Raw genomic sequence first — 13,059 nt, forward strand, 5'->3', positions numbered from 1 at the left:
GCAGATTATTAACGGTGCGAGAAGTTCGGGGGGCGTTTCTCGGTGAACGCGCTCATGCCTTCGGTCTGGTCGTCCGTGGCGAAGGCAGAATGGAACAGTCGGCGTTCGTAGAGCAGCCCTTCGGCCAGCGTTGACTCGAAGGCCCGGTTGACGGCCTCCTTGGCCATCCGGGACGCCGACAGCGACATCCCCGAGATGGTCTTGGCGACCGCGTCGGCCTCGTCGAGCAGGCGGTCGGCAGGCACCACCCGCGACACCAGCCCGGCGCGCTCGGCCTCTTCAGCGTCCATGTTGCGACCGGTGAGGATGAGATCCATGGCCTTGGCCTTGCCGATCGCGCGGGTGAGCCGTTGGGAACCGCCCATCCCGGGCAGGACGCCGAGCTTGATCTCGGGCTGACCGAACTTCGCGGTGTCCGCGGCTATCAGCAGGTCACACATCATCGCCAGCTCGCAGCCGCCGCCGAGCGCGTATCCCGCAACCGCGGCGATCGTCGGGGTTCGGGTGGCGGCGAACCTGCTCCACGCGGCGAAGAAGTCGCTGCCGAAGACGTCGGCGAAGCTCAGCTCGGCCATCTCCTTGATGTCCGCGCCCGCCGCGAAGGCTTTCTCGTTGCCGGTGAGGACGATAGCGCCGATTGCCGGGTCGTCGTCCAATTCGGCTGCAGCAGTGGTGACTTCGTGCATCACCTGGCTGTTGAGCGCGTTGAGCGCCTTCGGGCGGTTCAACGTGATGGTGCCGACACGGTCGTCGCGGGTGACCAGAATGGTGGAGAAGCCGGTCTCATCGTTCATCTGTTGAACTCCAGTTCGCGGTCGGCCGGCGCGAAGTAGGCCTCGACGTCGGCGGTGGTGACGGCCGCCAATGACGCCGGCGACCACTTCGGGTTGCGGTCTTTGTCGATGACCTGGGCGCGGATGCCCTCGACCAGATCGTGTGAGCGCAGCGAGCCGCACGAGGTCCGGTACTCCTGACGTAGCACGTCTTCCAGTGTGTCGAGTTCGGTGGCCCGGCGTAGCGCTTCCAGCGCGACCGAGACCGAGATCGGCGAGCGGCTGGCGATCAGGTCGGCCGCCTCGATGGCGGGGCCGGCGTCCCGTTCGCGCAGTGCGGCGACGATGTCGGCGACGGTTTCACCCGCGTAGCACTCGTCGATCCAGTGCCGTTGTGCGGCAAGGTTGCTCGGCGGCGGCTCGATGGCGAAGGCGGCCAGCGCGGCGTCGACACCGTCGCTGATCACTGCCGCCTTGAAGTCGGCGATCCTGTCGTGGGGCACGAAGTGGTCGGCGAATCCCATCTCGATCGCGTCGGCGCCGTCGAAGTTCGCGCCGGTCAGCGCCGCGTGGTAGCCGAGCAGGCCGGGCGCTCGCGACAGGATCATCGTCCCCCCGACGTCTGGAATGAACCCGATGCCTACCTCGGGCATGGCCATCTTGGTGGTGTCGGTGACCACGCGCGCGCTGCCGTGAGCGCTGATGCCGACCCCGCCACCCATGACGATGCCGTCCATCAGCGCGATGTAGGGCTTGGCGAACCGGGAGATCTGCGCATCGAGCAGGTACTCGTCGTACCAGAACGCCCGCGCCTCACGTCCTTTTTCCGGACCGGTGGCTGTGGCGCTGTGGTAGATCGAGACGATGTCGCCGCCGGCGCACAGGCCGCGTTCGCCCGCCCCGTCGGCGACGACGGCGGTGACGTCGTCGTCGGTCTCCCACTGAGCGAGCACCGACGCCATCGCGGTGACCATCGGATGGCTTAGCGAATTGATGGCCTTGGGCCGGTTGAGGGTGATCAGGCCGAATCCGCGGTCGACACTTACTAGGACATCCTCGTTTTCGCCCACGCTTATGCAATCTAGATCGTCGCCCGCGTCCCGACGGCCTTGGGTAGGGTTTCCGTGCAGACGCCGGGCCCCGTCCGGGAACCGACCGGCGTCGCGAAACGTTGACGGTGTGTTCGCCAGTAGACGAACCACATCACAGGAGAGGAAACCGACGGTGCGGGAATCCAGCAACCCGGTATTTCGATCCCTGCCGAGAACGCAGGGCGGTTATGCGCAATTCGGTACCGGAGCCGGCGGCTACGGTACGCAGGCGGTACACGCCGACCCGTATGCCACGCAGTACGCCGAGGAACGGCAGACCGGTGTCGCCCGGCCGCTGACCATAGACGACGTCGTCACCCGAACGGGCATCACGCTCGCGGTGCTGACGGCCGTCGCGGTCGTCTCGTACTTCCTGGTCGCCCAGAATCTCGGCCTCGCCATGCCGTTCACCCTGGTCGGAGCGCTCGGCGGTCTCGCTCTGGTGTTGGTCGCGGTGTTCGCGCGCAAGCAGGACAACCCCGCGATCGTGCTCAGCTACGCCGCTCTCGAGGGGCTGTTCATCGGCGCGATATCGTTCGTGTTCGCCAACGTGATCTCGACCGGTGGCCCCGGCATGATCGCCCAGGCGATCGTCGGCACCATCGGCGTTTTCTTCGGCATGCTCGTCGTCTACAAGACCGGCGCGATCCGCGTAACGCCGAAGTTCACCCGCTTCATCGTGGCCGCCCTATTCGGTGCGGTGGCACTGATGCTGCTGAACCTGGTGCTCGCGGTGTTCGGGGTCGGTGGCGGTGAGGGCCTCGGCCTGCGCAGCGGCGGCCCGCTGGCGATCATCTTCTCGCTGGTGGTCATCGGCATCGCTGCGTTCAGCTTCCTGATCGACTTCGACGCCGCCGATCAGATGGTGCGCGCCGGTGCGCCGGAGAAGGCGGCATGGGGCATCGCCCTGGGCCTGACCGTCACCCTGGTCTGGCTGTACATCGAGATCCTGCGGCTGCTGTCCTACTTCAACAGCGACTAGCAGCCCGACGAGAAGGCCCGGCACGAAATGTGCCGGGCCTTTCGTTTGCGCCGGAACGGTCCCCGGCCTCGCGTGGGCCTTCACAGATGGCGATTCGTCCACAGATCGCGAGCTGTGCGGGAGTTTCGGCGAGTGGTTGCGCGAAGGTCGGGTCATGGCGATCCTCGTCGAACCCTTCGTCGGCAGCGAGGCATTGGCCGCAGGTCGTGTTCGCAAACACGAGTTGCGGTCGCACTACCGAACCGTCTTCCCTGACGTGTACGTGTCGAAGGACGTGGTTCCTTCTCTGCACGAGCGGGCGAGGGCGGCGTGGTTGTGGTCGCACCGCCAAGGCGTGATAGCGGGGTTGACGGCCTCGGCGCTACACGGCGCGAAGTGGGTCGACGAGAACCCCCGGTGGAACTGATCTGGGCCAACCCCAGGCCACCCAGGGGAGTCGTCACTCGTCGCGACCGGTTGCTGGCCGACGAGCAAGGGGTGCTTGGCGGTCTGCCCATGACCACTTCGGAGCGGACCGCATTCGACCTCGGCCGATTGATCGAGGGTGATGCGGCCGTGGCACATCTGGATGCGCTCGGCAACGCGACGAGATTCCAGCGAGACGACGTACTGGACGTGGCGGGTCGGCATCGCGGCTCGCCAGGTGTGCCGCGTCTGCAAGCGGCGCTCGAACTCTCCGACGCCGGCGCGCAATCGCCACGCGAGACGTGGCTGCGGCTTCTGCTCGTCCGCGCCGGATTCCCCAGGCCACGAACTCAGATACCGATCTGTGACGAGTTCGGAGAGCCTCGCTACTACCTCGACATGGGTTGGGACGACGTGATGATCGCCGTGGAATACGACGGCGAACTACACCGCATGCCGTCGCGGCTCGGCCGGGACATCATCCGGTCGGAGTTCATCGCCTACCGCGGCTGGACACACATCCGCGTGGTCGCCGGTAATCGCCCGACCGACATCGTCAACCGGGTGCGGCGAGCATGGCCCGCTGGTGTGCGTACAGATCGCGAATCGGCCTGAAATCGGCCGGTTTCGCGATCTGGCTGCACACTAGGCGCGGAGAAGGCGCGTAGGCGCGGAGGTGGCGCGGTGGACTAGCTGAGTCGCTCAAGCACCATCGCCATCCCCTGGCCGCCGCCGACACACATGGTCTCCAGGCCGAAGGTCTTGTCGTGGGTGGTCAGGTTGTTCAACAGCGTGGCGGTGATCCGCGCGCCCGTCATGCCGAACGGGTGACCCAGCGCGATCGCGCCGCCCGAGACGTTGAGCTTGTCCAGATCCATGCCGAGTTCGCGCGCCGACCCGAGCACCTGAACGGCGAACGCTTCGTTGATCTCGTAGAGGTCGATGTCGTCGATCGACATACCGGCGTTGGCCAGCGCCTTCTTCGTCGCCTCGATCGGGCCCAGGCCCATGATCTCCGGCGAGAGACCGCTCACGCCCGTCGACACGATGCGCGCCAGCGGGGTCAATCCCAGCTCGCGGGCCTTGGTGTCGGACATGACGACCAGCGCCGCCGCCCCGTCGTTGAGCGGGCAGGCGTTGCCGGCCGTGACGGTGCCGTTGGGCCGGAACACCGGCTTGAGCTGGCTGATCTTCTCGTAGGTGGTGCCGGCGCGCGGGCCGTCGTCCTTGGCCACCGTCGAGCCGTCCGGCAACGTGACGGGCACGATCTCGCGGTCGAAGAAGCCGTTGTTGATGGCCTCCTCGGCGCGATTCTGGCTGCGCACGCCCCAATGGTCCTGGTCCTCGCGGCTGATCCCGGTGTGCAGGGCGACGTTCTCCGCGGTCTGGCCCATCGCGATGTAGACGTCGGGCAGCATGCCGTCCTCGCGGGGATCGTGCCACTCCTGCGCGCCTGCGGCGGCCTGATCCGAGCGGCCCATCGCGTCGTCGAACTTCGGGTTCTTGCTCTCCGGCCAGCCGTCGGCGGTGCCCTTCGGGAACCGCGAAACCGTCTCCACGCCTGCGGAAATGAACGCATGGCCCTCACCGGCCTTGATGGCGTGGAAGGCCATCCGGGTGGTCTGCAGCGATGACGAGCAGTAGCGGTTGACCGTGGTGCCGGGCAGGAAGTCGTAGCCCAATTCGACGGCGACCGCCCTGCCGACGTTGAACCCCGCCTCGCCCGCGGGCTGGCCGCAGCCCATGATCAGGTCGTCGATGTCGCGCGGATCGAGTGCGGGCACCTTGTCGAGCACCGCGCGCACCATCTGCGCCGCCAGATCGTCGGGCCGAATGTCGACAAGCGAACCCTTGCCGGCGCGGCCGATCGGAGACCGCGCGGTGGCGACAATGACGGCTTCAGGCATGACATCTCCTAAAATTCGGTGGACCGAAAAGGTTGAGTGAAACCTAGCTGGCGGGCACCACGATGGGCGCAGGGACCCCAGTCGACCGGCGCCACAGCCGGCTCAACTGGCCCACCCGCGCGAGCAGCGTGTCGTTGTCCGTCGCGCGTGATTGCCAGGGCAGCTCAGGCACCGAACAATCGAGCCAATCGCTCAGCGCTTCACACAGCGCGGGCAACAGCTGGCTGGCCGCCAGGGCATAGCCGGCGCCCGACGGATGGAACATGTCCGAAGAGAACAGCTCGTCCGGAGTCTTGCGGAAGTGCGGAGACAGCAGATCGGAGAACGGCACCGGAACGCCCCCGGACGCCCGCACAGCCGACGCCTGTGCCCGCGCCAGGCGCAAACCCCGGCTACGCGCATACCAGCGCAGCGGCTGGGGAATCGCGGTGATCACGCCGAAGTCCGGGCACGTGCCGACGACCACGACCGCACCCGCTGCGCTCAACCGGCGCACCGCGGCGCCGAGTCGTCGCGCCGAAGGCCCGATGCCGTTGGGCCGGGTGATGTCGTTGGCGCCGATCATGATCACCGCGGCGTCGGGCGGTGGCCCGGCGACGAACATCGCGTCGATCTGGCCGGACAACCCCTTCGACGTGGCACCGACGATCGCCTTGGTGCTCAGTCGAATCCGCCTGCCCGACACCTCGGCGAGCCCGCGGGCCAACCGCACGCCGGGCACCTCTTCGGCGGTCTGGGCGCCGTAGCCGGTGGCGGTCGAGTCGCCGAAGACCATCAGGTGTAGGTCGAACGGCACGTCACGGTGCCACCGCTCGACCGGCCCACCGCCCGGGGCATAGACGCCGTCGGCGCGCGGCGGGATGTCCCACGCCTTCGGAATGACCTGTCGAGCCTGGTCGGCCTGCCCGACCAGCAGATTGCGGGCCCCGACGTATGCCGAACCGGTGGAAGCGAGCGTGGCCGCTGCCGCCAGCGCGATGGTGCTCGTCCGTCGTGGTATGCCCACGGCCGCGAGTTTAGTTCGGTTTATCCGAGTCATCCGCGTGGCGAGGGCGAATTCGGGATCACATTGCGGTATCAAGTCCGGTATCGAAATCGACTCGTTGATTGTTGAACTGACCGCAGAGTGTCAGGCTAAGATACGGGTCCCGATCAGAAAATTAGGCGTACTTCACACTACGACGGCAACGATGCCCTGAGGAGTGGTTGTCATGACCGCACCGAGCAAGGTGGGCAAGACCTACCGCTCCACCGTAACTCCTGCTCAATCGCGCAGATCGGGTAAGTTTCCGGTCAGCGACTGCGCGCCTGTCGAAGTCGTCGAGGACGGCCCGAGCCTGGCTGGGCGGCTTACCTCGCTGGCCGCTCTGCTAACAATTCGTCCGACGCTGGCTATCGGAAGTTACGCACCTAAGTTACCGTGGCCGTGGGGATTGGTGGATTTCGTCGCCCGCGTTGCGCGGCCCACCCCCGGGACTGTGCGCGCCACCATTTCTCTCCCAAACTGCAGCGCGCAGCTCGTGCGCGCGCCGGGCGTGCTGCCCGCCGACGGCCACCGGGCCGTCGTGCTCTACCTGCACGGCGGGGCATTCTTGACCTGCGGAGCCAATTCGCACGGCCGGCTGGTGACGGCGCTGTCCGGTTACGCGGACTGCCCGGTGCTGATCGTCAACTACCGGATGATTCCCAAGCACTCCGTGGGGCGGGCACTCGACGACTGCTACGACGCGTACAAGTGGTTGCGGCTCAAGGGCTATGAGCCCGATCAGATCGTTCTGGCCGGCGATTCGGCGGGCGGTTACCTCGCCCTGGCACTGGCCGAGCGGTTGCAGCGCGAGGGCCTGCAGGGCGAACGGCCTGCCGCGATGGTGACGATGTCACCCCTGTTCGAGATCGACAACGAAGCACGGGCCAACCATCCGAACATCCGCAGCGACGCGATGTTCCCGCCGCGGGCGTTCTTCGCCCTGGTCGACCTCGTGCGGGAGGCGGCGGGCAGGCACATCGTCGACGGCAAGCCCGAGGAGGTCTACGAACCGCTGGACCACATCGAGCCCGGGTTGCCCCGAACGCTGATTCACGTGTCGGGGTCCGAGGTGCTGATCAGCGACGCCCGTAAGGCCGCGCGACGACTGGCGGCGGCGGGCGTGCCCGTCGAGGTCCGCGTCTGGCCCGGTCAGATGCACGTCTTCCAGCTCGGCGCACCCGCGGTGCCCGAGGCGAACAGGTCGCTGCGCCAGATCGGCGACTACATCCGAGAGGCCACCTGGTAAGGCGTCTGGCCGCCTGACACGATGGAGTCATGCGGATCGCCAGGCACGTCAGTGAGCTCATCGGCAATACCCCGTTGGTACAGCTGAACTCCGTCGTCCCCGATGGCGCGGGTCTGGTCGCCGCCAAGATCGAGTACCTCAACCCCGGCGGCAGCGCCAAGGACCGCATCGCCATCAAGATGATCGACTCGGCCGAGGCCAGCGGCGAACTCAAGCCGGGCGGCACGATCGTCGAACCGACCTCCGGCAACACCGGCGTCGGGTTGGCGCTGGTCGCCCAGCAGCGCGGGTACAAGTGCATCTTCGTGTGCCCCGACAAGGTCAGCGAGGACAAGCGCAACGTGCTCCGTGCCTACGGGGCCGACGTCGTGGTGTGCCCGACGGCCGTCCCGCCCGATCACCCGGACAGCTACTACAGCGTCTCGAATCGACTCGTCACCGAGATCGACGGGGCGTGGAAGCCCGACCAGTACTCCAACCCGATGGGGCCGGCGAGCCACTACGAGACGACCGGTCCCGAGGTCTGGGCCGACACCGAGGGCAAGGTCACCCACTTCGTCGCCGGCGTCGGCACCGGCGGCACGATCTCCGGCGCCGGCCGCTACCTCAAGGAGGTGTCGGCGGGGCGTCCCGAAGGTCCGGTGAAGGTCGTCGGCGTCGATCCGGAGGGTTCGGTGTATTCGGGCGGCACCGGCCGGCCGTATCTGGTCGAGGGCGTGGGCGAGGACTTCTGGCCGTCGGCGTACGACCCGGTGGTGCCCGACGAGATCATCGCGGTGTCAGACGCCGACTCGTTCGACATGACGCGGCGACTGGCGCGCGAGGAGGCGCTGTTGGTCGGCGGGTCGTGCGGGATGGCCGTCGTCGCGGCGATCAAAGTCGCCGAGCGGGCCGGACCCGACGCCGTTGTGGTCGTGCTGTTGCCCGACGGCGGAAGAGGTTACCTGTCAAAGGTTTTCAGCGATGCCTGGATGTCATCCTACGGATTCCTGCGCAGCAGGCTCGACGGTTCGGTCGAGGAGTCCACCGTCGGCGATGTGTTGCGGGGCAAGTCCGGCGCGCTGCCCGACCTGGTGCACACGCATCCCTCGGAGACCGTCCGCGATGCGATCGGGATCCTGCGCGAGTACGGCGTCTCGCAGATGCCCGTGGTGGGCGCCGAACCGCCGGTGATGGCCGGGGAGGTGGCCGGCAGCGTGTCCGAACGCGAACTGCTCTCCGCGGTCTTCGAGGGCAGGGCCCATCTCGCCGACGCGGTGTCACAACACATGAGCCCGCCCCTGCCTCTTGTCGGCGCCGGCGAACTGGTCAGCAACGCCGCCAAGACACTGCGCGAGTGCGATGCGGTGATGGTCGTCGAGGAAGGCAAACCGGTGGGCGTGCTCACCCGACACGATCTGCTCGGCTACCTGTCCGACGGAAGTACCCGCCGGCCCCGGTGAACGCGGTGTACGAAACCCGCCCGTACCGCCGCAGACGGTTCGGCCGCGGCCCCTTGCGGTCAGAAATCCCTGCCCAGAAGCACCTCTCAGGTAGGGTTAGCACGCTTACCACCAGCTGAGACCAAGACTGGAAGGCCCCGATGACCGAGCAACCGCCACCATCGGGTGGTTACTCACCGCCCCTTCCGGCCGGCGCAGGTCCGAGGTCTCCTCACCGTGTCACCGCATCAGCCCTGCCCAGGGAGACGTACACGGCGTGGTTCAAGCGAGTGCAAGCGCTACTGGTCGACTACGTCCCGCTCGGCGTCATCCTCGGCATCGGAATGGCGCTGCTGCTCGGTACCGAGGAGACGGATTGCCTCGTCGAGGTCACGCCATACGACCTCGGCGAACTGTGTTCCACCGGCGCATCCACGCTCGGTCAATCGGCTATCGCGATCTCCTTCCTTCTCGCTGCGGCATACGTGGTCTGGAACTTCGGCTACCGCCAGGGAACCACCGGTTCGAGCATCGGCAAGTCGGTTCTGAAGTTCCAGGTCGTCAGCGAAAAGACGGGGCAGCCAATCGGTTTCGGTAACTCCATACTTCGGCAGGTCGCCCACGTCGTCGACATGGCCATCTGCTACATCGGGTACTTGTTCCCGCTTTGGGACAACAAGCGCCAGACGATCGCCGACAAACTCATGCACACCGTGTGCATGCCGCTCTAGCCCACTGTTACGACAACTCGGGAAGGTCACATGTCTGATCAGTCACCGCCTCCGCCGGGGAATTACCCTCCGCCGCCGCAAGGCAACTATCCGCCACCGCCATCGGGCGGTGACTACCCGCCGCCTCCGCCGGGTGGTTACCCTCCGCCGCCTCCGCCGGGTGGTTATCCGCCGCAGCAGGGTGGTTATCCGCCGCAACAGGGTGGTTACCCGCCGCAACAGGGCGGCTATCCGCCTCCCCAGCAGCACGGTTACCCGCCGCCGCAGCAGGGGGGCTACCCGCCTCAGGGACAGCACGGTTACCCGCCGCCCGGCGGTGCGGGATACGGCGGCGCACAGAACTATTCGGTCGGCAACGCGTTCAGTTGGGCGTGGAGCAAGTTCACCAGCAACGCCGTTCCGATGATCGTCGCGACGCTGGTCTTCGGGATCATCGTCGTAGCGCTCCAATTCATCTTCGGGTTCCTGTCGGCCGCCGTCTCGCCGGATTCGACGACCTACGTGTCCGACGACAGCGGCTTCTCGTTCTCCTACAACGTCTCCGGTCCGGCCAGCCTCGCCGTCACGGTCATCGGCTGGATCGTCGCGTTGGTGGTGGGCGGTGCCATCCAGTCCGCCTACTACAGCGGCATGCTGGATGTGGCGAACGGTCGTCCGGTGAGCATCGGATCGTTCTTCAAGCCTCGCAACGTCGGCAGCGTGATCGTGGCCAGCCTGATCGTCGGAGTCCTCACGTCGATCGGGTTCGCCCTGTGTATCCTGCCGGGCCTGGTCGTGGCGATCTTCACGCTGTTCACCGTCATCGCTCTGCTCGACCGCAACCTGTCACCGATCGACGCGATCAAGACGAGCTTCGACATCGCGAAGAACAACTTCGGCCAGGTGTTGCTGACGTTCCTCGTCCTGCTGGTCGTTGCGATCGTCGGCGCGCTGCTCTGCGGTGTCGGTCTGCTGGTCGCGATCCCGCTGATCGCGCTGATCGAGGTGTACGCCTATCGCAAGCTCAGCGGCGGCCAGGTCGCCGAGGCCGATCAGCAGCAGGTGCCGCCGGGACCGCAGACGACTCCGCAGCAGTACTGACGGCGATGTTCATCGGAAGGCGCTGACCCCGGTCAGCGCCTCTCCGATGACCATCTGGTGCACCTCGGAGGTGCCCTCGTAGGTCAACACCGACTCGAGGTTGTTGGCGTGCCGGATCACCGGATAGTCCAGCGTGATCCCGTTGGCGCCGAGCAACGTTCGGCACTGGCGTGCGATCTGGATGGCCTCCCGCACGTTGTTGAGCTTGCCGAAGCTGACCTGCTCGGGCCTGATTCGTCCCTCGTCCTTGAGCCGGCCCAGGTGCAGCGCGAGCAGCGCAGCCTTGCCCAGTTCGACCGCCATGTCGGCGATCTTGGCCTGGGTGAGCTGATAGGCGGCCAGCGGTTTGTCGAAGACCTCACGGGTGCCGACGTAGTCGAGCGCGGTCTCCAGGCAGTCCCTGGCCGCACCGACGCTGCCGAACACGATGCCGAAGCGGGCCTCCGACAGGCAGCTCAGCGGGCCCGAGAGTCCGCGGGCCTCGGGCAGTTTCGCCGCGGCGGGCAGACGGACGTCGTCGAGGTGCAGCTCGGAGGTGACCGAGGCACGAAGCGACAGTTTGTGGGTCATGTCGGTCGCGGAGAAACCGGCCGTGCCCGCGGGCACTACGAACCCGGCGACGTGGTGGTCCGCGCCGTCGTCGACGCGGGCCCAGACGATCGCGACGTCGGCGACCGAGCCGTTGGTGATCCACATCTTCGAGCCGTTGAGAACCCAGTCCGATCCGGCCCGCTTGGCGGTGGTGCGCATGCCGCCCGGGTTGGACCCGAAGTCGGGCTCGGTCAACCCGAAGCAGCCGATGGCTTCGCCGGCCGCCATGGCGGGCAGCCACTGCTCTCGCTGTTCCTCGCTGCCCCAGCGGTGGATCGCGAACATCGCCAGCGAGCCCTGCACCGACACCAGGCTGCGCAGTCCGCTGTCGACGGCCTCCAGTTCCTGGCACACCAATCCGTAAGCGGTCGCCGTCGAACCTCCACACCCGTACCCCTGCAGGTGCATGCCGAGCAGTCCCAGCTTGCCGAGGTCGGCGGCGAGCTCGCGGACCGGCACCTGCCCCGTCTCGAACCAGTCGGCGACGAAGGGCCGCAGCCGCTGCTCGCCGAAGCGGCGCACCGTCTGGCGTAACTCGATGTCCTCCGGGGTCAGCAGCGAGTCGAGATCGAGGAGGTCGTCGATGTGGGCGGAAGTGCTCATGGGTCCATGTCTACACGGCTCGCTACCCTGAGCGGTGATGACCGATGACAACAGGCTTGGGCCGGCCAGCGGACTGTCCACGAGGGCCATCCACGCCGGGTTCGCTCCCGACCCGGCGACCGGAGCGGTCAACGCCCCGATCTACGCCAGCTCGACGTTCGCGCAGGACGGCGTCGGGGGTCTGCGGGGCGGGTTCGAGTACGCCAGGACCGGCAATCCGACGCGGTCTTCGCTGGAGGCTGCGCTGGCCTCGGTCGAGTCGGCCGCGCACGGGCGGGCGTTCTCGTCGGGCATGGCGGCGACGGACTGCGCGCTGCGGGCCATGCTGCGGCCGGGGGACCACATCGTGATGCCCGACGACGCCTACGGCGGCACGTTCCGCCTGATCGACAAGGTCTTCACGCAGTGGGGCATCAGCTACACCGCCGTGTCGCTGGCTGATCTCGACGCGGTTCGGGCGGCGATCACGCCGCACACCAGGCTGGTCCTCGTCGAGACGCCGACCAACCCGCTGCTCTCGATCGCCGACATCGCCGGCATCTCCGCGCTGGCCGCCGAGTCGAACTCGAAGGTGTTGGTGGACAACACGTTCGCCTCGCCCGCGCTGCAGCAGCCGCTGCTGCTGGGTGCCGACGTGGTGCTGCATTCGACGACCAAGTACATCGGCGGTCACTCCGATGTGGTGGGCGGTGCGTTGCTCACCAACGACGCCGAACTCGACGCCGCATTCGCTTTCCTGCAGAACGGCGCCGGGGCGGTGCCTGGACCGTTCGACGCGTACCTGACCATGCGCGGACTCAAGACGCTGGTGCTGCGCATGCAGCGGCACAGCGAGAACGCCCAGCTCATCGCGGAGTTCCTGGACGGCCACCCGGCGGTCGAGACGGTGCTGTATCCGGGGCTGCCCCACCACCCGGGCCACGAGATCGCCGCACGGCAGATGAGCGGCTTCGGCGGGATGATCTCGGTGCGGTTGCGCGGTGGAGTTGCCGCTGCTCGTGACCTCTGTTCGCGGACAGGGATTTTCATTCTCGCCGAGTCGTTGGGCGGCGTCGAGTCGCTGATCGAGCACCCGGGCGCGATGACCCATGCCTCCACGGCGGGGTCGCAGCTCGAGGTACCCGAGAACCTCGTGCGCCTTTCGGTCGGTATCGAAGACGTCGCCGACTTGCTCGCCGACCTCGAGCAGGCGCTGGCCTGAG

General features: G+C 67.1%; 11 protein-coding genes and 1 pseudogene. 7 read left to right on the plus strand and 5 right to left on the minus strand.

From position 1 onward, the window contains the following. Positions 1 to 8 precede the first annotated feature (8 nt). Entirely contained in the window at positions 9 to 794 is a 786-nt protein-coding gene (locus K3G64_RS14105) for an enoyl-CoA hydratase (RefSeq protein ID WP_238885142.1), read from the minus strand. After that, on the minus strand, positions 791 to 1,843 hold the full coding sequence (locus K3G64_RS14110; RefSeq protein WP_238885144.1) for an enoyl-CoA hydratase/isomerase family protein: 1,053 nt from the start codon (positions 1,841 to 1,843) through the stop codon (positions 791 to 793). Before K3G64_RS14110 ends, K3G64_RS14105 begins: the two co-directional genes overlap by 4 nt. A 154-nt stretch (positions 1,844 to 1,997) precedes the next feature. Here K3G64_RS14110 and K3G64_RS14115 point away from each other — a divergent pair, with 154 nt between their 5' ends. Both K3G64_RS14115 and K3G64_RS14120 read left to right on the plus strand, forming a co-directional pair. Further along, positions 1,998 to 2,846 (plus strand): Bax inhibitor-1/YccA family protein, encoded by an 849-nt coding sequence (locus K3G64_RS14115; protein ID WP_238885146.1) that lies wholly within the window; start codon positions 1,998 to 2,000, stop codon positions 2,844 to 2,846. Between the two features lie 154 nt (positions 2,847 to 3,000). Continuing rightward, a pseudogene (locus tag K3G64_RS14120) lies at positions 3,001 to 3,866 on the plus strand (hypothetical protein). Between the two features lie 74 nt (positions 3,867 to 3,940). Here the strand turns inward: K3G64_RS14120 and K3G64_RS14125 are convergent. Next, complete coding sequence (locus tag K3G64_RS14125) at positions 3,941 to 5,158, minus strand: acetyl-CoA C-acetyltransferase (RefSeq protein WP_238885148.1); 1,218 nt, start codon at positions 5,156 to 5,158, stop codon at positions 3,941 to 3,943. A gap of 43 nt (positions 5,159 to 5,201) precedes the next feature. After that, positions 5,202 to 6,164 (minus strand): SGNH/GDSL hydrolase family protein, encoded by a 963-nt coding sequence (locus tag K3G64_RS14130; RefSeq protein WP_238885150.1) that lies wholly within the window; start codon positions 6,162 to 6,164, stop codon positions 5,202 to 5,204. Between the two features lie 205 nt (positions 6,165 to 6,369). On the opposite strand from K3G64_RS14130, the gene K3G64_RS14135 reads away from it, so the two are divergent. The 4 genes from K3G64_RS14135 (at position 6,370) to K3G64_RS14150 (ending at position 10,663) form a co-directional block, all read left to right on the plus strand. Then, positions 6,370 to 7,431, plus strand: coding sequence for an alpha/beta hydrolase fold domain-containing protein (locus K3G64_RS14135; RefSeq protein WP_238885151.1), 1,062 nt, complete (start codon positions 6,370 to 6,372; stop codon positions 7,429 to 7,431). 29 nt (positions 7,432 to 7,460) lie between these two features. After that, positions 7,461 to 8,873 carry a cystathionine beta-synthase gene (locus tag K3G64_RS14140; RefSeq protein WP_238885152.1) on the plus strand — a complete coding sequence of 471 codons (1,413 nt, stop codon included), beginning with the start codon at positions 7,461 to 7,463 and terminating at the stop codon, positions 8,871 to 8,873. 140 nt (positions 8,874 to 9,013) lie between these two features. After that, on the plus strand, positions 9,014 to 9,583 hold the full coding sequence (locus tag K3G64_RS14145; protein ID WP_441338859.1) for an RDD family protein: 570 nt from the start codon (positions 9,014 to 9,016) through the stop codon (positions 9,581 to 9,583). Positions 9,584 to 9,613: 30 nt separating this feature from the next. Beyond that, entirely contained in the window at positions 9,614 to 10,663 is a 1,050-nt protein-coding gene (locus K3G64_RS14150; RefSeq protein WP_238885154.1) for a hypothetical protein, read from the plus strand. Positions 10,664 to 10,672: 9 nt separating this feature from the next. Here the strand turns inward: K3G64_RS14150 and K3G64_RS14155 are convergent, their stop codons facing one another. Further along, complete coding sequence (locus tag K3G64_RS14155) at positions 10,673 to 11,857, minus strand: acyl-CoA dehydrogenase family protein (protein ID WP_238885155.1); 1,185 nt, start codon at positions 11,855 to 11,857, stop codon at positions 10,673 to 10,675. Between the two features lie 37 nt (positions 11,858 to 11,894). Here K3G64_RS14155 and K3G64_RS14160 point away from each other — a divergent pair, with 37 nt between their 5' ends. After that, positions 11,895 to 13,058, plus strand: coding sequence for a cystathionine gamma-synthase (locus K3G64_RS14160; RefSeq protein ID WP_238885156.1), 1,164 nt, complete (start codon positions 11,895 to 11,897; stop codon positions 13,056 to 13,058). Position 13,059: the final 1 nt, after the last annotated feature.

The sequence above is a fragment of the Mycobacterium sp. IDR2000157661 genome, from assembly GCF_022317005.1.
In the GTDB taxonomy this organism is placed as follows: domain Bacteria; phylum Actinomycetota; class Actinomycetes; order Mycobacteriales; family Mycobacteriaceae; genus Mycobacterium.